This window comes from Gordonia sp. NPDC003422, from assembly GCF_053588675.1.
The window spans coordinates 181137-206286 of sequence record NZ_JBSFQL010000003.1 but is presented as its reverse complement, the minus strand read 5'-3'; the positions used below and the strand labels follow the sequence as shown (position 1 = coordinate 206286).

Genomic DNA, 25150 nt, shown 5'->3' with positions numbered 1-25150 from the left:
GGGAGCGGGAGAGGCAGACGCGTTAGCGCGGTCAACCGGCGAGCGCGCCGACCACCTCGTCGACGATTCGGTCGAGCGACACCCGACGCTGCTCCCCGTTGGTGAGGTCCTTGACCTCGACCACCCGTTCCTCCAGTTCACGGTCCCCGAGCACCAGCGCCAATCGCGCACCGGAACGGTCCGCGGCCTTCATCGCGCCCTTGAGCCCGCGGTCGCCGTAGGCCAGGTCGACGCTGACTCCGGCGGCACGCAGTTGTCCTGCGACGCCGACCAATTCGGCCTTGGCGGCCGCTCCGAGCGGCACACCGAAGACCGCGCATCGCGCGGCCTCGACACCGGCCACACCTTCGGCCTCCAAAGCCAGCATGGTCCGGTCGACACCGAGACCGAAGCCGATCCCGGACAGGTCCTGTTTGCCGCCGAGTTGCTTCATCAAACCGTCGTAACGTCCGCCGCCACCGATGCCGGACTGCGCACCGAGTCCATCGTGGACGAACTCGAAGGTGGTCTTCGTGTAGTAGTCGAGGCCGCGCACCAGACGAGGGTTGAGTTCGTAGGGCACCCCGAGACGGTCGAGGTGGGCCAATACGAGGTCGAAGTGGGCCCGCGCGTCGTCGGTGAGGTAGTCGATCAGCAGCGGCGCGTCGGCGGTCGCGGCCTTGATCTCGGGCCGTTTGTCGTCGAGGACCCGCAACGGGTTGATCTGTGCCCGCTGCCGGGTCGGTTCGTCGAGGTCGAGCCCGAAGAGGAACTGCTGCAATGCTTCTCGATAACGAGGCCGACTCTCGTCGTCCCCCAGCGAGGTGATCTCCAGGCGGAAGCCCGACAACCCGAGCCGCCGGTACCCTTCGTCGGCGATCGCGATCACCTCGGCGTCCAGCGCCGGATCGTCGACGCCGATCGCCTCGACGCCCACCTGCTGCAGTTGCCGGTAACGACCGGTCTGCGGCTTCTCGTAGCGGAAGAACGGGCCGGCGTAGCTGAGTTTCACCGGCAGTTGCCCGCGGTCGAGGCCGTGCTGGATCACCGCGCGCATCACGCCGGCGGTGCCCTCGGGGCGCAGCGTCACCGAACGGTCGCCGCGGTCGGCGAAGGTGTACATCTCCTTGCTCACCACATCGGTGGACTCGCCGACGCCGCGGGCGAACAACGCGGTGTCCTCGAACACCGGCAGTTCGATGTGGCCGTATCCGGCACGACGCGCCGCGTCGGTGAGGGTGTCGCGCACGCGCCGGAAATCCGCGGATGCCGGCGGGTAGTAGTCGGGAATGCCCCGAGGCGCCTGAAAGCCTCCGCTCACAGTCCGAATCGTCCCTTCTTGATTGCCGCCGACGACGACGGGTCGCCCTGTGGTGCGAGATCGACCAGGAACGGGTTGGTGGCCCGTTCCGCACCGATCGACGTCTGGGGTCCGTGCCCGGGCAACACCTGGGTGTCATCGGGCAACGGCAGCAGCTTCGTCGCGATCGACGTCAGCAACTGCTGATGATCTCCCCCGGGCAGGTCGGTGCGCCCGATGGACCCCGCAAACAAGACGTCACCGGCGAAGCACACCCCGATCACTTCCGGGGTGGAGTCGGGCGCCGCGTCCTGCGCCACGACCGGCACATCGAGACCCAACAGGACCGAACCCTGTGTGTGGCCGGGCGCGAGGTCGACGGTGAAACGCAGGCCGGCCAATTCGACGGGCTCGCCGTCGACGAATTCGATCACCTTCTCCGGTTCGCGAAAACGCAGTGCACCGACCATCGGAGCCAGGGCGCGTCCGAGACCCTTGCCGGGATCGGCGAGCATCGGCCGATCGGCCGGATGGATGTAGGCCGGGATCGAATACTCGTCACACAACTCCTGCGCATTCCAGGTGTGGTCGAGATGCCCGTGAGTGAGCAGGACCGCGACGGGCGTGAGATCGTTCTCGGCGAGCAACTCGCGCACCCGGGCGGCCGCATCCTGGCCGGGGTCGACGATCACCGCGTCACTCCCCGGACCTGACGCGACGATGTAGCAGTTCGTCTGGAACATCCCCGCGGGGAATCCGGTGATCAGCATGTCGACCATTGTGTCATTCGACCCGGTGCGCGAAGTTCACAGGCAGTGCTGGCAGACTGCATGGGGTGTCCGGCGCCACTGCCCGGTCACCGTCGCAGCGCATCAGGAGGGCGTTAGAGCGTGTCGAGCAACAAAGAGCCGAGCGATCCGACCGATCCCAAGGACAAACTGGACCCCGACAGCGACACCCCGGACAGCGTCACCGACGATGACGCCACCACGGTCGACGTCAGTAAGAAGGACGTCAGCAAGAAAGACGGCGGGGACACCGACGGCGGGGATGACAAGAAGGACACGGCGGACGCCGACACCGTCGTCGCGGCGAGTACCCGCACGACGACCAACACCGAGCGTCGCGAGGCGGCCAAGCGCAAGCTGAAGGCACGCCTCGACGCCGAACAGCGGGCACGCAAGAAGCGCAAGATCATCATCTCGTCGGTGTCTGCTGCAGTGGTGATCGCGATCGTCGGCACCGCGACCTACTTCATCGTCGACAAGATCCAGACCGACCGGTTCAACGCCGCTCACAAGGACTGCACCTACACCGACAAGCCGAACAACCTGCAGACCGTCCCGGTGCAGCCGCCGCCGCAGGTGCAGCCGAATCAGTACGAGCTGTACCGCAAGTTCGCGACCGAGACCAACGAGGCCGTCCGGCTGGGCCAGGCCAAGATCCGCACGGTGCCGAAACCCGATGACAAGCAACCCAATTCGGGTACGACGCAGGGCTCGTTCAACACCAATCAAGGCGCCATCCCGGTCACCTTCGACCACGCGTCGGCACCGTGCAACACCGGTGCGGTCATCTCGCTGATCGACGACAAGTTCTACGACGGCACCCCGTGTCACCGCATGACCACCGGCGCATCGCTGAAGGTGTTGCAGTGCGGCGATCCCACCGCCACCGGGCAGAGCGGCCCAGGATGGGCGAGCCCCGACGAACCGCCGACGAACCTGCAGCCCGCAGGGCCCCCGAGCCCGTACGGCGGTGCCGGACCGGTGATCTACCCGCGCGGCACGATCGCGATCGCGAACAGCAACAACAGCGGACAGGCGTCCAACACCGGCTCCAGCCAGTTCTTCCTGGTGATCCAGGACAGCCAGCTCGCCGCGGATTACTCCGTCGTCGGCAAGGTCGACGAGGCGGGGCTGGCGGTGCTCGACAAGATCTACGCGGGCGGCATCACCCCGGGTCCGGCCGGTCAGGCACAGGACGGGCGACCCAAGTTGCCGGTCGAGATCCAGACCGCCACAGTCGACTGACGCCGCCGTCACCTCGGCCGTTCAGGCGGCCGAGGTGACCCGGTAGACGTCGTAGACACCCTCGACGTTGCGCACGACGTTGAGCACGTGACCGAGATGCTTGGGGTCGCCCATCTCGAAGGTGAACTTGCTGATGGCCACGCGATCGCGGCTGGTCGTGACCGAGGCCGACAGTATGTTCACCCGTTCGTCGGCGAGCACCTTGGTGACGTCGGAGAGCAGGCGGTGGCGGTCGAGGGCCTCGACCTGGATGGCCACCAGGAACACCGACTCAGGTGACGGCGCCCACGCGACGTCGATGATGCGTTCGGCCTGCTGGCGCAGCGATTCCGCATTGGTGCAGTCGGTCCGGTGCACGCTGATCCCGCCGCCGCGGGTCACGAATCCGAGGATTTCGTCGCCGGGGACCGGCGTGCAGCACTTGGCGAGCTTGATGACGACGTTGTCGACACCTTCGACGACGACGCCCGCGTCACCGCCCTGCCGCGCGCGTGTCGGCATGGTCGACGGGGTGGACCGTTCGGCGATCTCCTCGGCCGCGTCGTCGATCCCGCCGAGTGCCGCGACCAGCCGGTTGACCACGTGCCGTGCCGACACGTGGTTCTCCCCGACCGCCGTGTACAACGCGGTGACGTCGTTGTAGCGCAGTTCCTTGGCGATTGCGGCCATCGATTCGGCGCTCATCAATCGCTGCAGCGGAAGGCCACCGCGGCGGACCTCTTTGGCGATCGCGTCCTTGCCGGTCTCCAGGGCCTCTTCGCGACGCTCCTTGGCGAACCACTGCCGGATCTTGGCCTTGGCGCGTGGTGACACCACAAACGACTGCCAGTCCTTGGACGGTCCGGCGTTGGGCGCCTTGGAGGTGAAGACCTCCACCACCTCACCGTTCTCCAGCTGCCGCTCGAGGGCGACCAGACGACCGTTGACGCGGGCACCGATACAGCGATGACCCACCTCGGTGTGCACCGCGTAGGCGAAGTCGACCGGCGTGGAACCGGCAGGCAGCGTGATGACGTCGCCCTTGGGGGTGAAGACGAAGATCTCCCGCACCGCGAGGTCGTAGCGGAGCGACTCCAGGAACTCGCCCGGGTCGGCCGCCTCCCGCTGCCAGTCGAGCAGTTGCCGCATCCAGGCCATGTCGTCGATCTCGGTGATGTCGGAACGACGCTTGCGGTCTTTGTAACCGCCCTCCTTGTAGCGCCAGTGCGCGGCGATACCGAACTCTGCGGTGCGGTGCATCTCCTCGGTCCGGATCTGCACCTCGAGAGGTTTTCCCTCGGGTCCGATCACCGTGGTGTGCAGCGACTGGTACACGCCGAACCGCGGTTGGGCGATGTAGTCCTTGAACCGGCCGGCCATCGGCTGCCACAGCGAATGAACGACGCCGACGGCCGCGTAGCAGTCGCGTACCTCTTCGCACAGAATCCGCATGCCGACCAGGTCGTGGATGTCGTCGAAGTCGCGGCCCTTGACGATCATCTTCTGGTAGATCGACCAGTAGTGCTTGGGGCGACCTTCCACCGTCGCGTTGATCCGTGCCCCCGACAACGCGTTGTTGATGTCGGCGCGCACCCGCGCGAGATAGGTGTCCCGGGACGGGGCGCGATCGGCCACCAGACGCACGATCTCCTCGTACCGCTTGGGATGCAGGATCGCGAAGGACAAGTCCTCGAGTTCCCATTTGACGGTTGCCATCCCCAGCCGATGCGCAAGCGGCGCAATGACTTCCAGCGTTTCACGCGCCTTGCGCGCCTGCTTCTCGGGCGGCAGGAACCGCATCGTGCGCATGTTGTGCAGTCGATCGGCCACCTTGATGACGAGCACCCGCGGATCCCGCGCCATCGCGATGATCATCTTGCGGATGGTCTCGGCCTCGGCGGCGCTGCCGAGTGCCACCTTGTCGAGTTTGGTGACGCCGTCGACGAGGTGGGCGACCTCGGGCCCGAAGTCCTTCTCGAGTGCGTCGAGCGTGTAGCCGGTGTCCTCCACGGTGTCGTGGAGCAACGCCGCCACCAATGTGGTGGTGTCCATCCCGAGGTCGGCCAGGATGGTGGCGACGGCGAGCGGATGGGTGATGTACGGGTCGCCGGACTTGCGGCGCTGACCGCGGTGGCGTTCATCTGCGACGTCGTAGGCGTGCTGCAGCAGCGCGACATCGGCCTTCGGGTAGATCTCGCGATGCAGCGTCACCAGCGGTTCGAGGACCGGTCTTACCTGGCTGCGGGTCGCCGTCATCCGGCGGGCGAGTCGAGCGCGGACCCGCCTCGACGCCGACGACGTCTGCGACGCCTGCGGTCGCGCAGGCGGCGTGTCGGCGGTGTCGGCGCCCGGGGCCGTTGCCGGTGGCGACACGGGTGCCACAGCCTGGTCTGGCCCTGTCTTGTCCGGCCCTGTCATGTCCGGGCCTGTCTTGTCGGACTCGGTGGTCGTCGCGTCGTTCGACCGTCGGCCGTCACCGCCAGGTGTGTCCAGGCCAGAGTGGGCGCCGAGCTCGGTGTCGGCGGAAGCACCGTTGCGGACGACTGTTCCGGAGTCCCGCGCGACGATGTCGGGTTCGTCGGTCATCGGCTGCTCCTCCCGCTGCGGTCGTTGTCGATCGGTCCAGTCTATTCGCCATGTCACACCGTTGGATCTCTGTACCCCTCAGCCCGACCATGTGCACCATGCACGTGGTCGGGCTTCCAGGTACAGATTTCCGACGGCCGGCGGGTCGGTCACGCACTCCGGGGATCAGTCGACCGCGACCGAATGCACCGGGAGGTCGGTCCCCAGCCCGCGCGCGATGGTGCCGCGGCCGTCGAGCCCGCCGAGTTCCATGATCACCGCGACCCCGACGACACGAGCCCCGGAACCGTTCAGCAACTCCGCGGCGGCGACGGCCGTTCCGCCGGTCGCCAGGACGTCGTCGACCAGGAGCACTCGTAGTCCGCTGATGTCGATGCCGTCCGCCGGGATCTCCAGGGTTGCCGTGCCGTACTCGAGGGTGTAGCTCACCGACTTCACCGGAGGGGGAAGTTTGCCGCCCTTGCGAACGGCGAGGACACCGACACCGAGCTCACGAGCGACAGCGCCGCCGAGCAGGAACCCGCGCGCATCGATACCCGCGACGAGCTCGATGTCACGGCAGCCGTGGGTCAACGCGGTGACGATCGACGACAAGCCGGCGGCGTCGGCGAGTACCGGTGTGAGGTCCTTGAACGCGATGCCCGGGCTCGGGAAGTCGGCCACCCGTCGGGCGTGACGATCGATGGCCGCACGCGCCCGGGTGAGCGCAGGCCCGGTCGTATCCGGAGATGACGTGCCCATCAACGAACCCCCGCGCATTGATCACTCATCATCGATCACTCACCGCAGAAACCACCGATCCATATTCCAGCCGGTACCCGAACGTCCGAGCCCGGCAACCACATTGCCCACCCGATCATTCCACCGGTACACGCGGGGAGCAGCGAACAGCGGGATCGACGGGAGGGCCGTCCACGCAGCGTTCTCGATCGCCCGGATCAGTGGCAGACGCTCGGTGACCGAGTCCGACACCGCGAGTTGGTCGACGGCCCGACTCACCTGCGGGTCACGGAAGTCGGACAGGTTGAGCGGGTCACCGCCGCGCAGGGCATAGGCGTCGCGTGTCGGATCTGCGGCTCCGGCCGCAGCCGACGTCGCTCCCGACGCGACGAGCAAAGCGTCCGCGGTTCGACCGAGTTCCGTCGGACCCATCTGGGGTGTCGACACATCCTCGACGGTGATGTTGGCTCGTGCACAGGAGTCGGCGATCACCCGAACCATCTGCTGCCACCGGGCCGTCGGGCCGAGATAGCCGATCCGCACCCGCACCGCCCCTGCGCCCTGCCGACGCTGCTCGAGAAGGTTGCGGGCGCGAGGAAGGTCGGGCCGCTGGTAGGCGCGGCCGAATTCGTTGTTTATCTGGCCGGCGAGATTGTCGGCGGGTGCGAGGATCCGCTGATTCCACATCCGTGCACCTGCCCCGAACTGTCGCGCCAACCCATCGCGCGGGACGCACGACGCGAATGCCCGACGGACACGCACGTCGGCGAAGACTCCGCGATCGGCCAGGACCAGTTGTTCCACGGCGAGCGCTCGAGCGGGATTCGTCGGACTCGACCCGGACACCTCCGCGTCGACCATGCCCGTGGTGATGTCGGCGATGTCGAATCGGCCGTCGGGGAGCCTCCGCGTGGCGTCCGTTCCGCGGCCCCACACGACGATGCGCCCGGCTTTGGGGCGATCCCCCCACCATTTCTCGTTGGGGACGAGCACCAACCCGTCGGTCCGCGAGTACCGGTCGACCCGGAAAGGTCCAGACGCAGGCAGGCGGGCCGCGTCGATCGGCCCTGGCACGAGCGGGAATCCGTTGTTCCACGCACCGGCGATCCGCCGGATGACGTCGTCGTTGCCCGCTCGGATGGGGTCGACGATGTCGGCGATGCCGGCGTCGCTCGCAACCACATGGGCGGGCATCATCGTGCCGGCACCGAACAGCGCCGCCCAGTCCTGGTACTCACGACCGGGCTTGAAGGTGACGGTCGCGGTCCGCTCCCCGGCCGCGCAGTCGACCGATTCGATGTCGCGATAACCCGCGGTGGTGGCGGGGGTGAAGCCGTCGAACCGCCCGCTCATCGCCGCCCACGCCAGCAGCAGGTCGTCACAGTCGAGAGCGACGCCGTCGGAGAACGCCGCCTCGGGGTCGAACTCGTAGCGCAGCGTCAGACGAGAGCCGGGTACGCGGGTCACCACGCCGACATCGCGGTCGGGCACCACCTGCCCCTGCGGGCCGAGCAGACTGAACCCGGGCAAGAGACGACCGGTCACCATGAGGGCGCCGTCGGAGTTGCCCGACACCGTGTTGGCGTTGTAGGTGATCACCCGCGCGTCGACGACGTAGTTGATGGACGGCGGCCCGTCGTCGCCACATGCCGAGACCAATCCGGCAAGGAGCGACAGGCCGAAAAGCACCGAAACCGCGCGCACCAACGACCTGGACCTCGTCACCACGAGCCGAGACTAGCGCGCGCGCCGGCGTTTTCCGGTGGGCCGCGCGTCGTCCGTGTCGCCCGCGCCCGATCTGGCCTTCGCGCCGGCCCGGCCCGGCGCACCCGAAACCTTGCTGGTGCTGACCCGACCAGCACGTCCGCTGCGCGGACGGAACTCCTCTGCAGGTTCCACCCCGGCACGACGGTCGAGCACCTTCTTGGTGTGCCGGGCGATCTCGGGGCGACGCTCCTTCAGCGTCACCAGCAGGGGCGCGGCGAGGAAGATCGACGAGTAGGCGCCGACGACCACGCCCACGAGCTGGATGAGGGCGAGGTCTTTCAGCGTGCCGACGCCGAGCAGCCACACCGCGATCACCATGAGCGCGATGATCGGCAGCACGGAGATGACGGTGGTGTTGATCGAACGCATCAGGGTCTGGTTGATCGCCAGGTTCGCCTGTTCGCCGTAGGTGCGACGCGTGGTCTGCAGCACCGACCGCGTGTTCTCGGACACCTTGTCGAACACGACGACGGTGTCGTACAGCGAGAAACCGAGAATCGTGAGCAGTCCGATCACGGTGGCGGGCGTGACCTCCCAGCCGACCAGCGAGTACACACCGGCGGTGCAGAGGATGTCGAAGAACAGCGACGCCATCGCCGCTATCGACATCTCTCGATCGAAGCGCACCGCGATGTAGACGAACACGATGACCAGGAACACCGCGAGCGCGATCAGCATCTTCTCGGTGATCTCGCGACCCCAGGTGGAACTCACGTCCGAGATGCTGATCTCCTCGGTGGTGAGTTCGGGCCCGAACTCCGCCACGAGAGCCTGATTGACGGCCTCGGCCTGCTGCAAGGACAGCGTCTCGGTCCGAACCTGCACCGTCTCGCTGCTCCCCGAACCCGCGGTCTGCACCGACTCCGGCGCACCCCCGAGGGTGTCGCCGACGATCTTCTCGACCGAGTCGGCATTGACCCCGGTCGACACCGGGATCGAGATCTGGGTGCCACCCTCGAAGTCGATGCCCAGGCTGAACCCGCGCACACCGATGGACAGCGCACAGATCAGCAGGATGCCGGCGGTGATGCCGTACCACATGCGGCGTCGGCTGACGATCTCGAACGCACCGGTTCCGGTGTAGAGCCGGGACAGGAAGGAGCGGCGAGTGTCGGCGACGAAGTCGGCGTCACTGCCTGCCGCCGGCTCGATCACATCGGTCTTGCCGTCGCCCGCGGAACGGTCGGTGGGTTTGGTCATTTCGCCGATCCTTTCGCCGCGGTGGTCGTGTCCTGCCTGCCGTCACTGGTCTGATCCGTCGCACGGGTGGAGACCCGACGCTGGCGGGCGACCTCGGCCACCGCGCCCAGACCGTTCACGCTCGGCTTGGACAGGAAGCTGTTCCGCGAGGCCAGCACCACCAGCGGGTGGGTGACCAGGAACACGACCACCACGTCCAGGATCGTGGTCAGACCCAAGGTGAACGCGAAGCCACGGACCTCACCGACGGCAAGGATGTAGATCACCGCGGCTGCGATGAAGCTGACCGCGTTACCCGACCAGATGGTGCGTCGAGCACTCGCCCAACCCCGCGGGACCGCGGACCGGAAACTTCGGCCCTCGCGCATCTCGTCTTTTATTCGTTCGAAGTAGACGACGAACGAGTCCGCGGTCATACCGATACCGATGATCAGACCGGCGATGCCCGCGAGATCAAGGGTGAAGCCGATCCAACGCCCGAGCAGCACGATGATGCCGTAGACCATCAGCCCCGAGAGCACCAGCGACGCGAACGTGAGGATGCCGAGCATCCGGTAGTAGGCCAGCGCGTAGATGAGCACCGCCAGCAGACCGATGGCACCGGCCAGCAGGCCCGCCTTCAGCGACGACAAACCGAGTGTCGCAGAGACGGTTTCGGCGTTCGACGCGGTGAACGACAGCGGTAGCGAACCGTATTTCAGCACGTTCGCGAGGTCGCCTGCGGACGCCTCGGTGAACGGGTCGGCGGTGCCGCCGCTGATCCGGGTCGACCCGCCGGGGATGGCGTCCTGGATCACCGGTGCCGAGACGACGCGGGTGTCGAGGGTGAACGCGGTCGCCGTGCCCCGATGGGTTGCGGTGTACTGCGGCCAGAACTTGGCGGCGTCGCCCTTGAACTCGAGGGTGACGATCCACTCACCGGTTTGCGGGTCGGTCGACGCGCTCGCTTCCTTGATGTCGCGGCCGTCGATGATCTCCGGACCCAGCAGATAGACCTGGGTGCCGTCCTGGGAGCACGCCACCAGGTACTGGTCGGGCAGATCGTTACCCATCAGCGGGTCCGACGTCGTCTTCGAGCAGTCCATCTTGGCCATCTGCGCCTGGAGCGCGGCGATGGTCTTCTGGTCGGCGTTGCCAGGGGCCTGGCGGAGCTTGCGCTGCTCGGCGATCGCGGCCTGCACCTGCTGAGATTGCGGTGTGTTCGCCGGGTTCTGGTTCTGATCGTCGGGCTTGCGCGGCTGCGGCGTGGCCGGCACCGGTTGACCGACGACGGGCCGGACGTAGAGGCGCGCGGTCTGCCCCAGCGACTTGGCCTGCGAGCCGTCCTTGCCGGGGACGGTGATGATCAGGTTGTCACCGTTGATGACAACCTCTGATCCGGACACGCCCAGGCCGTTGACGCGCTGCTCGATGATCTGCTTTGCCCGATCGAGCTGTTCGCGGTTGGGTTGTTGACCGTTCTCGGTGCGAGCGGTCAGCGTGACGCGGGTGCCGCCCTGCAGGTCGATACCCAGCTTGGGTTCCAGGGTTTTGGCACCGGTGAAGAAGATGAGGCCGTACACGACGGCCAGCAATCCGAGGAAGACGACAAGCGGCTGCCACGGCGGGATCTCACGGCTGGGTCCCGACCGCTTCGCCCGCCGTGAACCTGTCGCTGCGCGGCGAGTTGTTGTCACTGCTCTTCGAGTCTCCTTTGACTGCACGGCCAACCGGCCGGGTGGACAGTCGCTAACGTATCCGGGGGCCAACTTATCGGGGGCCGACGTACCGGGGGCCAACCGTACCGGCCCATACCACCGCGGGTTATATCCGACCTCGCAGTGGTGTCCGTGTCGTGCTGTTTGTCAGGTGAGCCGGGGATGGCTCGCCGGGCTACTTGTCGCCGTCGCGCTTCTGATCGGCGGTGTCCGGGGCGGCGTCGGCGTCGTCGACGTTCTTCTCGAGGTCGATGCCCTCGGCCTCGAAGTCGTCTGCGTCAAAGTCGTCTGGATCGGCCTCGGGCTCGATGTAACCCGCGTAGGTCGCCGCGGCCTCATCGGTCGGGACGACGCGCATGATCGCGAGCCGGTTCCAGCGCGTCACCACGCCGGTCGCGATCTCGACGTCCACGGTGTCCGAGGAGGTCGCGTCGATCACGGTGCCGAACAGACCGGAGGTCAGCTGGACACGGGTGCCGGTGGCAACGGCGCTCTGCATCTCCTGCATCTCGGACATGCGCTTCTTCTGCTTGCGCATGGTCATGAACATGAAGACCGCCAGCATGGCCAGCAGCAAGGGGAAGAGCAGAGACTCCATGGTGAAACGTCAGTCCTTTGTCGGTGTGGTGGCCGACGGGCGTACCCGGCGGTCTTGTTGCGTCGACCTCGGTGGACTGCGCCCACAACACGGACGCGCTGGTCGACGGCGCTCCTCCCAGTGTGCCATGCCGCCCGGGATGCCCGATCTCGCAGGTCACCGATCAGAGGTCGTCGAAGAGGGTGCCGTTCCCCAGATCACGTGGACGAACCCCGAATGTCGCGTTGAGGGCGCCCGCAGGCGGGGTCAGCCCGAGATGGTGCCAGGCAGCGGCGGTGGCCACTCGACCGCGAGGTGTACGCGCGACCATGCCCGCACGGACCAGGAACGGCTCGCACACTTCCTCCACCGTCGCCGGTTCCTCGCCGACGGCGACCGCCAGCGTCGACACCCCCACCGGACCGCCGCCGAATGCCCTGATCAACGCATTGAGAACGGCGCGGTCGAGGCGGTCGAAGCCCAGTTCGTCGACGTCGTACACGGCAAGGGCGGCGCGTGCGATGTCGACGGTGATCGTGCCGTCGCCACGCACCTCCGCGTAGTCGCGGACCCGGCGCAACAGCCGGTTGGCGATGCGCGGGGTGCCGCGGGACCGGCTTGCGATCTCCGACGCGGCGTCGTCGCGCAACACGATCCCGAGAATCCCCGCCGACCGGCGCAGCACGAGGACCAGTTCGGATGTGTCGTAGAACTCCATGTGTGCGGTGAAGCCGAATCGGTCGCGCAGCGGGCCGGTCAGCGATCCGGAGCGGGTGGTCGCGCCGACCAGGGTGAAGGGCGCGACGTCGAGCGGGATCGAGGTGGCACCCGGCCCCTTGCCGACCACGACGTCGACCCGGAAGTCCTCCATGGCGAGGTACAGCATCTCCTCGGCGGGTCGTGCGATGCGGTGAATCTCGTCGATGAACAGCACGTCGCCCTCGACCAGGTTGGACAGCATCGCGGCCAGGTCACCGGCCCGCTCGAGGGCGGGGCCGGAGGTGACGCGGATGGCTGCCCCCATCTCGGCGGCGATGATCATCGCGAGAGAGGTCTTGCCCAGACCGGGTGGTCCGGACAGCAGGATGTGGTCGGGCGTGCCGCCGCGGCCCTTCGCTCCGTGCAGAACGAGTTCGAGTTGCTCACAGACCCTCGGCTGCCCGATGAAGTCGGCCAGCGAGCGGGGCCGCAGTCCGGCGTCGAGATCGCCGTCGGACCGCACGGGCAGTGCGCTGACCTCCCGCTCCTGCTCCTCGGACGAATACCCGCCGTCTCGATCCGTCATCTACGACGCCTTCCCGAGCATCGCCAACGATCGGCGAAGCGCTGTGGATGCGTCGGCGTCGGGGGTGTCGGCGAGCACCGCGGCGACCGCCTTCTCCGCAGGCCCCGCGGTGAAACCGAGTCCCACAAGGGCGTCTGCGACCTGCTCTCGAATCCCACCGACCACTGCGACCGCCGCCGTGTTGTCGCCGGTTGGGCGGTCCACCTTGTCGCGCAACTCGACGACGAGGCGTTCGGCCACCCGTTTGCCGATCCCCGGCACCGAGGTCAGCGCCTTGGTGTCGGACTCGGCGAGCGCACGACGCAGCGACTCGGGTTCCAGAACGGCCAGGGTGGCCATCGCCAGCCGCGGTCCGACGCCGGTCACGGTCTGCAGCAGCGCGAAGAGCGCTCGTGCGTCGGGTTCGGTGAAGCCGTACAGGGTCATCGAGTCCTCTCGCACGATCATCGATGTGAGCAGCGTCGACTCGTCGCCGCGATGCAGCCTCGACAGCGTCGCCGGCGTGGCCAGCACCCGGTAACCCACACCGCCGCAATCGATCACGGCGTGGTCGAGGGCAATCTCGAGGACCGGACCCCGAACTGATGCGATCATGCGTCCCTTCCTGCGCGCGCGGCCGCCACGCGTCGGCGGTGCCGTGCGGCAACCTCGTCGGCCTGCCGTTGTGCGGCCGCCATACGTTCCATCATCGGTCCGCGCCAGCAGTGACAGATCGCCAGCGCGAGTGCGTCGGCGGCGTCGGCCGGGCGCGGTTTGGTCTGCATTCCGAGAATCCGCGTCACCATCGCCGTCACCTGCGCCTTGTCGGCCCGGCCACTCCCGGTCACCGCGGCCTTGACCTCCGACGGTGTGTGAAACCGGACTGGCACGTCCCGTTGCCCGGCGGCCAGCGCGATCACTCCACCCGCCTGAGCGGTGCCCATCGCGGTGGACACCTGATTCTGCGCGAAGACCCGTTCGATCGCGACCACGTCGGGCTGATGGACATCGAGCCAATGGCACGCCGCGGTGTACACGGCGAGCAGCCGATCGGCCAGGTCCATGTCACCGGGCGTGCGGACCACGTCGACGTCGAGTGCCGTCACCGCGCGGCCACGCCCCGATTCGACCAAGGCGATGCCGCACCGGGTCAGTCCCGGATCGACCCCCATGACACGCACACAACCTCCCGGAATACTGCCGAACAGTTGTTCGAGATTCTAGCGGCGGCGACGGACATTTCCGCGGACCAACACGGCGTCGGTCCCCTCCCGCGAGCCTCGTAGCCCCGTTCGGTCGTCATCAGGTGGTCATCGATAGCGGCGAGCGCGATCCGTGTGACGTTGAGTCCGGAATCCGGACACAACTTCATACGGATCAACCCACCGCTAGTCGTGCGGTACCCGACGCGAATCCGAGCCAGGTGTGCCGGTTGCCCGCCCAACACCAGCCCACTTTCGGGGCGTCGCGCCGCTGGGTCCCGTCGCGCCCGGTGCCTCCGGAGATCCAGATGCCCGGCGTTCGTGCATCGAGTTTCCCGTTCGGCTTGACGCGCCGCGAACCGATCGTCATGAAGCAGTGGTTGGGTTCGAGCAGTTCGGGCTGCTGCAGCAACCAGCAGATCCCCTCGCTCAAGGTCAGCGGGGTGCGCCCAACCCGCTCGAATTCGACGATGGCCTCGTTGGGCGAGGCGTTTCGGAGGTGATCGCCGCGGTCGAGATCGGTCACCAGGTAGAGCGCTGTGTCCGGCAACTCGACGGGAGCAACCGGTGCGAACAGGTCCACGTCGGTCATGTCCTCGACCACGAAACCGGGCTTGTCGGCGCGGCGCAAGAACCCGGACAGGACCGACGCCGGCACCACATCGGGACTCAGCGCGAGCAGCGAGCCCGGTGGAGTCGGGCCCGCCAGGGTCAACTCCGCAGGCATGCCCGGAACACCGAGGTCGGCGAGGCGGCGAAACTGTGTCTGCAGATCAGGGAGCGTCGTCGTCGCGATGGTCATGCGGGGCCTCCTCGGTTGGGTGCCACGCAGTAACGGTCGAGCGGCGTCGTTGGTTCCCGTCGCCCCTCACCCGACGCCCTCCCCTCAACCGTCACAGAGACCTCGCTTCTGGTCAGAAACCGTCGCCAGTTCCGAAGGTCTCTGACCAGAAATGAGGTGCCTGTCGCAGTACACGTCCTCGGACCTCGGGGTCCGGCGCGGGTGCGAGCCCCGAAGCCCAGGCGAGACGACACCGTCGTCTCACCAGCAGTACTCCTCGGATCAGCGGCCCACCCCGCCGACGGCGTCGGCGATCGTGGAGGCGGGAAGGCGGGTCGGGCCGGTGGCCAAGATCGGGCCCCTGAGGGTGGTCCTCCGGGAATGTCCCGGAAGCGGACGCTGACGGGCCCGATCTCAGTCACCGCTTGTCGGTCGTCGCGTTCCGCCGAACTCGATGCCAGGCACACGCGCCCACAAAAAGTAGGGGAAGAACTCTCTTCCCCTACCCTTGGTGTCCTCCCCGCGAAGATTCTCGCGGAAGACTACGAACCTCGCGGAAGAAACTTCCTCCCCTATTTTTGGTGGAACGACCACGGCTGGTTCCTCGGCATCTACCCAGGTCAGAGCGGCGGTCACCAGACTCTTCGGATCAGTCCGCGTCGAGCTCCGCAAGAACCTCGTCGCTGATGTCGACGTTGCTGTACACGTTCTGCACGTCGTCGGAATCCTCGAGCGCATCGATGAGTTTGAAGACCTTGCGGGCCCCGTCGGCGTCGACCGCGACCTCGACGGACGCACGGAAACTGGCCTCGGCGGAGTCGTAGTCGATGCCGGCGTCCTGGAGTGCCGCGCGCACCGCGACGAGATCGGTGGGTTCGCTGACCACCTCGAACGACTCACCGAGGTCGGTGACCTCCTCGGCGCCGGCGTCGAGGACCGCCATCAGGACGTCGTCCTCGCTCTGACCGTTCTTCTCGAGGGTCACCACGCCCTTGCGTGTGAACAGGTAGGCCACCGATCCCGGGTCGGCCATGTTGCCGCCGTTGCGGGTCATCGCGGTACGGACCTCACCGGCCGCGCGATTGCGGTTGTCGGTGAGACATTCGATGAGCACGGCCACCCCGTTGGGGCCGTAGCCCTCGTACATGATGGTCTGCCAGTCGGCGCCGCCGGCCTCTTCGCCACCGCCGCGCTTGCGAGCGCGTTCGATGTTGTCGTTGGGCACCGACGACTTCTTTGCCTTCTGGATGGCATCGAACAGCGTCGGGTTGCCGGCCGGGTCACCACCGCCGGTCCGGGCGGCCACCTCGATGTTCTTGATGAGCTTCGCGAACATCTTGCCGCGCTTGGCGTCGATGACCGCCTTCTTGTGCTTGGTGGTGGCCCATTTGGAGTGGCCGCTCATGACCTGGTGATCCTTTCCACACGCCCGGTGCCGCCGCGGGTGTCATCACCCGCGCCGACGATGATCCCACGGCGCCGTTCGTTGTCGAGTGCACTTGCACCTGTCGCTCGATCGATCTTACCGACGCACCATCGTCACGAAATATTCGTGTACGCGACGATCGCCGGTGACCTCGGGATGAAACGACGTCGCGAGCACGTCGCCCTGCCGAACCGCGACGATACGGCCGGCCGCCGGACCGTCGGGTACGCGGGCCAGCACTTCGACCTCCGGTGACACCGACTCCACCCAGGGCGCGCGGATGAAGACGGCACGCATGGGTTCGGCCGTCGCGACATCGGTGATCCCGCGGAACTCCAGGTCGGTCTCGAAACTCTCCACCTGACGCCCGAAAGCGTTGCGGCGCACGGTGATATCAAGGGCATCGAGATGGCGCGCATCGGGCCGAGTGTCCAAGATGGTGGTGGCGAGCATGATCATGCCCGCGCACGACCCGTATGCGGGCAACCCGTCGGCGAGCGCCTCCTGGAGCGGATCGAACAGGTCGAACACACCCAGCAGTCTGCTCATCGTCGTCGACTCGCCACCCGGGATGACGAGACCGTCGATCTGGCCGAGTTCGGCGGCTCGACGCACCGGGGCCGCCCGCGCGCCCGCCGCCTCGAGCGCATACACATGCTCGCGAACGTCGCCCTGCAGGGCGAGCACACCGATGCGCGGGGCCGCGTTCACCGATCGCGCCGGGCGTGCTGATCCTCGGGCATCTCGCGACCCGTTCGCGCGAGACCCTCCTGCGTCACTGCCGCCACAAGGGTTCCCGACCGGTCGAAGATCCGTCCCTGGGTCAGGGCTCGACCCGCGTCGGCCGACGGCGAGGTCTGGTCGTACAGCAGCCAGTCATCGGCGCGGAACTCGCGCATGAACCACATGGCATGGTCCAGCGACGCCACCTGCGGATTGGACTCCTGATGCGGCACGCGCGACGAACCGAGCAGCGTCATGTCGCTCATGTAGGCCAGGGTGCCGACGTGGAAGACCTGGTCGTCGGGCAACGGATGCCGATACCGGAACCACACGCGTTGCTGGGCGGCGAAGTAGTCCGACGTGACCATCTGCGCGCGCGGGACGACCCGGATGTCGAAGTTCTTCCACTCCTTGAAGACCGCGCGTTCTTCCGGGGAGAACTCGTCGAGGCGATCAGGAAGCTCGGTCGGCGCGGGCACCGGTGGCATCTTGTCCTGGTGGGAATAGCCCTGGTCGGTGCGCACGTGGAACGAGGCCGACATCGTGAAGATGGCCTCGCCGTTCTGGATCCCGGTGACACGCCGGGTCACAAACGACCGACCGTCCCGAATCCGGTCGACCAGGAAGACGGCCGGAAGGTCCGGGTTGCCGGGCCGCAGGAAGTATCCGTGGAGCGAATGCACCCCGAACTCGTCGTCGACTGTCCGCGTGGCCGACATCAGCGCCTGCCCCGCCACCTGCCCACCAAACGTGCGCTGCAGATGGCTCGGGAATGCCGGGCCGCGATAGATGTCGGTCTCGATGCGCTCGACCTGAAGGATGTCCTCGATGGCTGCCACGCCGTCAAGTATCGCCTACCAACGCGTGCCCGGGTTTCCGCGGCCCCGACCGCCGCGGAAACCCGACACACAAATCAAGTCGAATCGTTGGACCGGCCGGCTTCACAGCTCGTCGAGGGTCATCAGGCCGTCCTGCACGGCGCGCGCCACGAGCGACGCCTTGGTCGGGGCCGGACGACCGATCTCCGCGTACTTCGCACGGATGCGGGTCAGGTGGGTGTTGACCGTGCCCAACGAGATGAAGAGCTGTTGTGCGACAGCCGGCTTGGAGTCCACCAGCATCCAGGTGCGCAGAACCTCGACCTCGCGGCCGGTGAGGCTCGGACGGGGCAGTTCGGGACGCTGCGGCTCCTCGCGGCCCGCGTTCTGCTCCTCGAGCCCGGGCACGATCGCCATCAGTCGCCCCTGCGGCCGATCGGCCGCGGCCATGCCGGCCACCGGCTGACCGGGCAGCGGCATCCGGCGGGCGGCCAGACGAGCCAGCGCCTCCTGGCGGCGGGCGGCAGCAGCAGCCTGACGGCGGGCGTCGGAACGGGGGGCATCGGCGGGACGGTACTGCGGGATGTGATGGGCGATTGCAGTCATTTCGATGTCCTCTTCACTCACTGGTCTCTGTCGTCGGACGGGGTTTCCGTCGCTTGTGAGTTAGAGATTATGAGCGTTCCCAAGTCCGGTCGATGGGGAGAACTCCCCTCGGCATGGGGAGAACTACCCATGCCATAGCCGCAGGTCAGAAGGGGTAAGAACCCGGCCGGTCCGGTCGGTACCCAACCACTACCCATCCGGGCGGGCACACCGGCTCAAGTGGCGGCGTTGCGCGCGGCTTCCTCGTCGATCATCGGGAGGTCCTCGCGGGTCACGATCCGTGACGCAACCGCGTACTCGACGAGCTTGGTGCGTCGGTTGCTGGCCAGTTTGCCGCCACCGGCCCGCATCCCGCTCACGCCGAGCTGATCGAGCTTGTCGCAGACGTTGTCCAGCTTGCGGTTGAACTTGGTGAGGGGCCACCCCAGACGTCCGGCGGCCTGCGCCGAAGACGGGATCGCACTCGAACCGGTGCCCTCACGTCGCAGGATCTCTTCGGCGAGAACGACGATCAGCAGTTTCTGGCTCTCCGTCAGCGTGGGCACACCCTGGGTAGTCCGACCGCCGTCGAACTCCGGGCGCGTCACCGACCGCACCTGTGGGGCGCGCGCGAACACGCTCACCTCGTAGGTGGTCGGACCTGCGGTGAAGACCACGGTCGTCTCCCCGAACACCAGCGGCATACGCGCACCGGGCCCCAGCGTCGCCGAGAACCCGACATCACCCGCCGACACACTCGCCGACAGATGCGTGCCCAGATTGGTGAGCCACCACAGTCCGTTCTCGTTGTGCAGGACCAGGAATCGGCGATGCAGGTAGGGGTTGTCGTCGATCGACAGGTCGGCCTCGCGACCGATGAAGAATCGGTGGTCGGCTTCCAGCGGAAAGCGTTCGCCGCAGTACTCGACATAGGTCATCGACCCGTCGTCGGGCGGACCCGCCAGTGCGTCGGCACGGGAATCGGCACCACCGGCCAGGTTGTCCCCTGACGGCCGATCGTGACCTGAAATCGTCATTCCCGCATTCCCCCCGGGTCAGTCTGCGTCTGCGGCGCTCGGCCCGTGTCCGTCGAGCTGCCCGTCAGTTCCGTCCACCGCAGCACCATCCACTCCGGCGCCATCCACTCCGGCGCCGTCCACTCCGGCACCGTCGACGGTCGTCGGTTGATCCTCGACCACGATGGCCGGGTTCTCGAGTGTCGAGACGGAATCGTGGGCGGTCACCACGATCACGGTGACGTTGTCGTGGGCACCGAGCGCCAGTGCCGCATCGACGAGCCGTTGCGCGGCCTGTTCGGAATTGCCCGCCTCACGCAGGATGTCGGCGATCTCCTCGTCCGGTAGCTCGCCGGTCAGACCGTCGCTGCAGATGAGGAGGACATCACCGGGATACGCCGGCGTACTGCGGAAATCGGCGATCGGATCGATCATTCCCGCGCCGAGGGCACGGGTGATCACGTTGCGGCGTGGATCGGTGCGCGCCTGCTCCGGGGTCAGGAAGCCCGCCTCGATGAACTCCTGCACCTGCGAGTGATCCGTCGTGAGCTGATTGAGGGTGCCGTTCTGGTACCGGTAGGTGCGCGAATCGCCGATGTTGACCACCAGCCAGTGCGGACGGCCCTCGTCGGTGACGAGAACGACGCCGGTTGCCGTCGTTCCGGCACGACGATCACTCTCGGTGTCGATCGCGCCGATTCGCTGCTGCGCCAGCGCGAGCAGGTCGTTCAGCGCGACCTGGGTGTCGTTGATGTCACCGGCGGCGGGCGCCTCGGACAGCGTCAACAGGGCGGCCTCGCTGGCCAGTTCACCGCTGTCGTGTCCGCCCATCCCGTCGGCGAGCAGATAGATACCCGGCATGGCGAGCGCGGCATCCTCGTTGGTCTCGCGCACCCGACCGACGTTGCACGCCGCCGCCCATTCGAGCCGCAGCTCGCCCACGAAGTCCGTACCCGACCGTGTGTCGTCCCGGACGATTGTCGCCGCATCCATGGTCAGCAGATCCTACCGGTGGACCGACCGAAAACAGCTCCGGACGTCGGCTGTTCGGCGGCAATTGTGCACTCGCACCGGTATTCGCCCACGATCACCTCGGTTACCAGCCCCGCTCGGCAAGCCGGTGCGGCGCCGGGATCTCGTCGACGTTGATCCCGACCATGGCCTCACCGAGGCCGCGGGACACCTTCGCCAGCACATCGGGATCGTCGTGGAACGTGGTGGCGGCCACGATGGCGGCCGCCCGCTGTGCGGGGTTGCCGGACTTGAAGATTCCGGATCCGACGAACACGCCCTCGGCTCCGAGCTGCATCATCATCGCAGCGTCGGCCGGAGTCGCGATACCGCCGGCGGTGAACAGCGTCACCGGCAGTTTGCCGGCCTCGGCGACCTCGGCGACGAGCTCGTAGGGAGCCTGCAATTCCTTTGCCGCAACGTAGAGTTCGTCCTTCGGCAGCGAGGTCAGGCGGCGGATCTCGTCGCGGATCTTGCGCATGTGAGTGGTCGCGTTGGAGACGTCGCCCGTGCCGGCCTCCCCCTTCGACCGGATCATCGCAGCGCCTTCGGTGATCCTGCGCAGCGCCTCCCCGAGGTTGGTGGCACCGCAGACGAAGGGCACGGTGAACTGCCACTTGTCGATGTGGTTCGCATAGTCGGCGGGGGTCAGCACCTCCGACTCGTCGATGTAGTCGACACCGAGGCTCTGCAGGACCTGCGCCTCGACGAAATGTCCGATGCGGGCCTTGGCCATCACCGGGATGCTGACCGCGGCGATGATGCCGTCGATCATGTCGGGGTCACTCATCCGCGACACGCCGCCCTGGGCGCGGATGTCGGCAGGCACCCGCTCGAGCGCCATGACCGCGACCGCCCCGGCGTCCTCGGCGATCTTCGCCTGCTCGGGGGTGACCACATCCATGATCACGCCGCCCTTGAGCATCTCGGCCATTCCACGCTTGACCCGCGCCGTACCCTGGCCGACCTCGGGAACGGTCGCGCCGTTGTGACTCACTGCCATGTCTCCTCAGTTGTTGCTCGCTGATGTGCGGTGTCGGGTCGGTGCACAGCCATCACGCCGGCCCCGCCCGCGAACGCCGCGGCGCACCGGAACCACGACACATCCGACCTCCAGTCTAGGTGAGTGCGATCGGGGGGCCGACGGGGCGGCGGTCCACCGTGGCTCGACCCATCCACGCCGCACCCGCACATGGGTCACGGACCGCCCGGGACGCCGCGCTCGATGATCTCGAAGTAGTCGGGCAACGGGGCCCGACCGCCGAGCCGGAGCCACCGCACCGGCCGGCGTTCGGCCAGGTTGCGGGTGTCGCGCACGGCGTCGTTGTAGAAGCGGCGCGCCATCATCACGCGGGTCTCGGCGTCGGCGAGTTCGGCCACCAGTCCGGGCGGTCGAGACTGCGGGTCGGCGCGCGCCAATGCCGCCGAGACCGCGTTCTCCGCGGCCTCCCGCGTCGCGGGGTCGGCGCGTTCGGCATGATCTGCGACCGCAGCCAGGTCACGCGCCGATGTCACGACCTCCGGGGTGCCCGATGCCGCCATGTCGGTTGCGATGGCCCGGGCCACCACCGATCGCCGGTCCAGCGAGGCATGGAGGGCTTGGCGCGCGAGGTCCACGCGCACATTGAGCCGGTCGAGGCGATTGGCGGTCTGCACGGCCCAGCCGACCAGAAGGACGATCGCCACGATCGCGACCAGCAGAATCAGCGTCGTCGTGGGAGACATCAGTCCGACACCACCACCGGGCCGGCGCCAACCGTGACCGTGTCGTACACGCGCAGAATCTGGTCGGCGACCCGCGACCAGTCGTACCGGTCCGCGCGCACCCGACCGGCCCGCACCAACTCGGCCCGCGCTTGCGTGTCGGACAGCAGATCGACGACCCCCTCGGCCAGTTCCTCCGGCGATCCGGTGGTCACGAGTCGTCCGGCCCGACCGTCGTCGAGAACACGCCGAAAAGCGTTGAGGCTGCTGGCGATCACCGCGGCGCCGGCCGCCATTGCCTCCACGAGGACGATGCCGAAGCTCTCGCCGCCGAGGTTCGGCGCGCAGTAGACATCCACCGAACGCAGGGCCCGGGCCTTGGTGGCGTCGTCGACCTGGCCGAGGAACACGAGGTGGTCGGCGAGATCGCCCGCGCGCCGCCGCAGCGCTCGTTGGTTTCCGCCGCCCACCACCAGGATGCGGACGTCGGGGAATTGCTCGACGATCGCGGGCAGTGCGCGCATCAGGATGTCGATACCCTTGCGCGGTTCGTCGAAACGACCCAGGAACAGGACCGAGCCGCCCGGCCACGGATAACCGTCGAGCGGCTCGGCATCGGCGAATGCGGACACGTTGATTCCGTTGGGTATCTCGACCGCGTCGGACCCGAGCGACTCCATCTGCCAGCGACGTGCGAGTTCGCTCACCGCGATCTTGCCCGCGATGCGTTCGTGGTAGGGCCGCAGGATTCCCTGAAAGGTGCTCAGCCACAACGACCGTGAGGTGGCGGTGTGGAAGGTCGTGACAATCGGGCCGGAACCCACCATCAGCGACAACATGGAAATGCTGGGTGCGTTCGGCTCGTGCACGTGGAGTACGTCGAAGGCGTTCTCGGCAATCCAGCGACGCAACCGCAGGTATCCCTTGGGGCTGAAGTTCACCCGAGAGACCGAGCCGTTGTACGGGATCGCCAGCGCCGGTCCCGCGCGGACGACGTAGTCCGGCAGCTCGGTGTCGTCGGCGGCCGGCGCGAGCACGCTGACCTCGTGTCCGCGTTCGATGAACACCTGGGCGAGTTCCATTACGTGGGCCTGCACGCCACCGGGCACGTCGAACGAGTAGGGGCACACCATGCCGATTCTCACGACGCCTCCCCGTCCGCATGTTGTGCCGCACCGGGATTGCCCGCCACTCGGGCGCGTTGCCCTTCGGTCCAGTCGGCCTCCCAGAACGGTTGCAACATGTGCCAGTCCTGGGGGTGTGCGGCGATGTTGGTGGCGAAGGCGTCCGCGAGGCGCTGAGTGGTCGCTGCGACGCCGCCCTCGGTATCGATGCGCGGACCGCATTGCAGCCGCGAGGTGGCGCCCTCGGTGAACCAGTGGTGCGCGGGCATCAGCGCAGCGCCGGTGTCGATGGCGAGTTTCGCGGGCCCGGCCGGCATCCGGGTCCGCTCCCCGAACATGGTCACCGGAACACCGGTGTGGTTGAGATCGCGTTCACCCATGAGACAGATGATCTTTCCCGCTCGCAGACGGTCGGCGAGCTGTTCGTACGGCGGGCGCTCACCACCGGTCAGCGGGAAGATCTCGAAGCCGAGGCTCTCGCGATAGTCGACGAATCGACGGAACAAGGATTCGGGTTTGAGCCGTTCGGCGACGGTCGCGAATGTCCCGTTGTGCTGAACCAGCCACACCCCGGCCATGTCGTAGTTGCCGCTGTGCGGCAGCGCGAAGATCAGGCCCTTGCCCTTCGCGAGCTCGGCCTCGAACAACTCGATCTGGTCATCCGAGAGGTAGACGTTGGCCGCCGCCTCCTGAAAGTCCATGGACGGCAACCGGAATGCCTCGTACCAGTAGCGGGCGTAGGACGCCATCGCCTGCCCCATCAGCTCGCTCGGAACATCGCGCGGCTCGACGCCGAGCACCCGGGCCAGGTTGCGACGCAGCTGATCGTTGTCGTCGATACGCCCCACGAGTCGGCCCGCGGTGTCGAATCCCTGTCGTGCGAGGCCGTCGGGAGCGTAGCGGATCGCGGCCCATCCCGCACGGTAGGCGTTGGCGGACAAGGATTCCCGCACGCGCCCGAGTCCTGGGACGCGCATCAGTGCCCCTCGTTCTCGTCTGCCTGCTCCCCGTCGGGCGGCGTCTTCTCCGTCGGGATGAGGTCGCGGGCCCCCGGAGAACGCGAGATCGACCACATGCGTTGCCCGACGGTGATCACGCTGCCCGCCGCGAGCAGCCACATGGCGACATGGATCGCCCAATCGAGGCCCAGCCCGGTCAGACCCGATCCCACCAGGACGATGATGAGGCGGTCGGGACGTTCGATGAGGCCACCGTCGCCGTACAGTCCACTGGCCTCGGCACGTGCCTTCGCATACGAGATCACCTGCGAGGTGACCAGGCAGATCAGTGTCGCGACGAGCAGCAGGTCGTGTGGTTCGGTGACTGCGCACCACCAGGCCAGACCAGCGAAAATGGCTCCGTCGGCGATGCGGTCACAGGTGGCGTCGAGCACCGCCCCGAATCGTGTGCCGCCACCACGAGCCCGAGCCATCGCACCGTCGAGCATGTCGAACATGACGAACAGCCAGATGACGATGGTCCCCCAGAAGAGGTGGCCCATGGGGAACAGGGTCAACGCCGCGGCGATGGTCGCGACCGTCCCGATCAGTGTCATACCGTCCGGGGTGAGACCGGTACGCAGCAGACCGCGTCCGATCGGCAGCGTGACCTTCGAGACCGAAGCCCGGCCCAGGATGCTCAGCACCCGCGCACTCCCT

General features: G+C 67.4%; 24 protein-coding genes. 1 reads left to right on the top strand and 23 read right to left on the bottom strand.

The genetic code is table 11. The features are described from left to right. Window positions 1-31 precede the first annotated feature (31 nt). Window positions 32-1300: a histidine--tRNA ligase gene (hisS, locus tag ACWDTF_RS04415; protein ID WP_240858574.1), complete on the bottom strand. Its 1269-nt coding sequence runs from the start codon at window positions 1298-1300 to the stop codon at window positions 32-34. Beyond that, window positions 1297-2049 (bottom strand): MBL fold metallo-hydrolase, encoded by a 753-nt coding sequence (locus ACWDTF_RS04410; protein WP_240858579.1) that lies wholly within the window; start codon window positions 2047-2049, stop codon window positions 1297-1299. The genes hisS and ACWDTF_RS04410 overlap by 4 nt, the downstream gene beginning before the upstream one ends. A 120-nt stretch (window positions 2050-2169) precedes the next feature. Here ACWDTF_RS04410 and ACWDTF_RS04405 point away from each other — a divergent pair, with 120 nt between their 5' ends. Further along, the gene (locus ACWDTF_RS04405) at window positions 2170-3312 is read left to right on the top strand and encodes a peptidylprolyl isomerase (protein WP_449754005.1); all 1143 of its coding nucleotides are present in this window, start codon (window positions 2170-2172) and stop codon (window positions 3310-3312) included. A gap of 21 nt (window positions 3313-3333) precedes the next feature. Here the strand turns inward: ACWDTF_RS04405 and ACWDTF_RS04400 are convergent, their stop codons facing one another. From ACWDTF_RS04400 to pgsA, 21 genes are all read right to left on the bottom strand, one after another. Continuing rightward, window positions 3334-5709, bottom strand: a complete 2376-nt coding sequence (locus ACWDTF_RS04400) for a RelA/SpoT family protein (RefSeq protein ID WP_449754017.1) — start codon at window positions 5707-5709, stop codon at window positions 3334-3336. A gap of 333 nt (window positions 5710-6042) precedes the next feature. Further along, on the bottom strand, window positions 6043-6618 hold the full coding sequence (locus tag ACWDTF_RS04395) for an adenine phosphoribosyltransferase (RefSeq protein ID WP_355275167.1): 576 nt from the start codon (window positions 6616-6618) through the stop codon (window positions 6043-6045). 39 nt (window positions 6619-6657) lie between these two features. Next, a complete protein-coding gene (locus ACWDTF_RS04390; protein ID WP_355275165.1) occupies window positions 6658-8325 on the bottom strand; it encodes an ABC transporter substrate-binding protein in 1668 nt (555 codons plus the stop codon). Between the two features lie 9 nt (window positions 8326-8334). Beyond that, window positions 8335-9564, bottom strand: coding sequence for a protein translocase subunit SecF (gene secF / locus ACWDTF_RS04385; protein ID WP_355275163.1), 1230 nt, complete (start codon window positions 9562-9564; stop codon window positions 8335-8337). Further along, window positions 9561-11240, bottom strand: coding sequence for a protein translocase subunit SecD (secD, locus tag ACWDTF_RS04380; protein WP_355275161.1), 1680 nt, complete (start codon window positions 11238-11240; stop codon window positions 9561-9563). The genes secF and secD overlap by 4 nt, the downstream gene beginning before the upstream one ends. Before the next feature lie 196 nt (window positions 11241-11436). Further along, window positions 11437-11859 (bottom strand): preprotein translocase subunit YajC, encoded by a 423-nt coding sequence (gene yajC, locus ACWDTF_RS04375; protein WP_240858611.1) that lies wholly within the window; start codon window positions 11857-11859, stop codon window positions 11437-11439. A gap of 163 nt (window positions 11860-12022) precedes the next feature. Next, window positions 12023-13123 carry a Holliday junction branch migration DNA helicase RuvB gene (ruvB, locus tag ACWDTF_RS04370; RefSeq protein ID WP_240858615.1) on the bottom strand — a complete coding sequence of 367 codons (1101 nt, stop codon included), beginning with the start codon at window positions 13121-13123 and terminating at the stop codon, window positions 12023-12025. After that, window positions 13124-13717 carry a Holliday junction branch migration protein RuvA gene (gene ruvA, locus ACWDTF_RS04365; RefSeq protein WP_240858621.1) on the bottom strand — a complete coding sequence of 198 codons (594 nt, stop codon included), beginning with the start codon at window positions 13715-13717 and terminating at the stop codon, window positions 13124-13126. It abuts the gene before it with no gap. Next, window positions 13714-14283 carry a crossover junction endodeoxyribonuclease RuvC gene (gene ruvC, locus ACWDTF_RS04360; RefSeq protein ID WP_240858627.1) on the bottom strand — a complete coding sequence of 190 codons (570 nt, stop codon included), beginning with the start codon at window positions 14281-14283 and terminating at the stop codon, window positions 13714-13716. The genes ruvA and ruvC overlap by 4 nt, the downstream gene beginning before the upstream one ends. Before the next feature lie 196 nt (window positions 14284-14479). Beyond that, complete coding sequence (locus ACWDTF_RS04355) at window positions 14480-15106, bottom strand: DUF5701 family protein (RefSeq protein ID WP_240858629.1); 627 nt, start codon at window positions 15104-15106, stop codon at window positions 14480-14482. Window positions 15107-15734: 628 nt separating this feature from the next. Continuing rightward, a complete protein-coding gene (locus tag ACWDTF_RS04350) occupies window positions 15735-16490 on the bottom strand; it encodes a YebC/PmpR family DNA-binding transcriptional regulator (RefSeq protein ID WP_240862721.1) in 756 nt (251 codons plus the stop codon). A 117-nt stretch (window positions 16491-16607) separates the two neighbouring features. Next, window positions 16608-17222 (bottom strand): pyridoxal 5'-phosphate synthase glutaminase subunit PdxT, encoded by a 615-nt coding sequence (pdxT, locus tag ACWDTF_RS04345; RefSeq protein ID WP_240862720.1) that lies wholly within the window; start codon window positions 17220-17222, stop codon window positions 16608-16610. Then, on the bottom strand, window positions 17219-18073 hold the full coding sequence (locus ACWDTF_RS04340) for an acyl-CoA thioesterase (RefSeq protein ID WP_240862718.1): 855 nt from the start codon (window positions 18071-18073) through the stop codon (window positions 17219-17221). Before ACWDTF_RS04340 ends, pdxT begins: the two co-directional genes overlap by 4 nt. 102 nt (window positions 18074-18175) lie before the next feature. Then, entirely contained in the window at window positions 18176-18658 is a 483-nt protein-coding gene (locus ACWDTF_RS04335) for a helix-turn-helix transcriptional regulator (protein ID WP_240862716.1), read from the bottom strand. A 215-nt stretch (window positions 18659-18873) separates the two neighbouring features. Further along, the gene (locus ACWDTF_RS04330) at window positions 18874-19575 is read right to left on the bottom strand and encodes an FHA domain-containing protein (RefSeq protein WP_240862725.1); all 702 of its coding nucleotides are present in this window, start codon (window positions 19573-19575) and stop codon (window positions 18874-18876) included. Window positions 19576-19692: 117 nt separating this feature from the next. Then, window positions 19693-20646, bottom strand: coding sequence for a PP2C family protein-serine/threonine phosphatase (locus ACWDTF_RS04325; protein ID WP_240862714.1), 954 nt, complete (start codon window positions 20644-20646; stop codon window positions 19693-19695). Between the two features lie 103 nt (window positions 20647-20749). After that, window positions 20750-21667, bottom strand: a complete 918-nt coding sequence (gene pdxS, locus ACWDTF_RS04320) for a pyridoxal 5'-phosphate synthase lyase subunit PdxS (RefSeq protein ID WP_240862712.1) — start codon at window positions 21665-21667, stop codon at window positions 20750-20752. Window positions 21668-21861: 194 nt separating this feature from the next. Then, complete coding sequence (locus ACWDTF_RS04315; protein WP_240862710.1) at window positions 21862-22389, bottom strand: LemA family protein; 528 nt, start codon at window positions 22387-22389, stop codon at window positions 21862-21864. After that, entirely contained in the window at window positions 22389-23513 is a 1125-nt protein-coding gene (locus ACWDTF_RS04310; protein WP_240862709.1) for a glycosyltransferase family 4 protein, read from the bottom strand. The genes ACWDTF_RS04315 and ACWDTF_RS04310 overlap by 1 nt, the downstream gene beginning before the upstream one ends. Further along, window positions 23510-24469 carry a phosphatidylinositol mannoside acyltransferase gene (locus ACWDTF_RS04305; protein WP_355277928.1) on the bottom strand — a complete coding sequence of 320 codons (960 nt, stop codon included), beginning with the start codon at window positions 24467-24469 and terminating at the stop codon, window positions 23510-23512. The genes ACWDTF_RS04310 and ACWDTF_RS04305 overlap by 4 nt, the downstream gene beginning before the upstream one ends. Continuing rightward, entirely contained in the window at window positions 24469-25137 is a 669-nt protein-coding gene (gene pgsA / locus ACWDTF_RS04300) for a phosphatidylinositol phosphate synthase (RefSeq protein ID WP_355277925.1), read from the bottom strand. The genes ACWDTF_RS04305 and pgsA overlap by 1 nt, the downstream gene beginning before the upstream one ends. Between the last annotated feature and the right edge of the window lie 13 nt (window positions 25138-25150).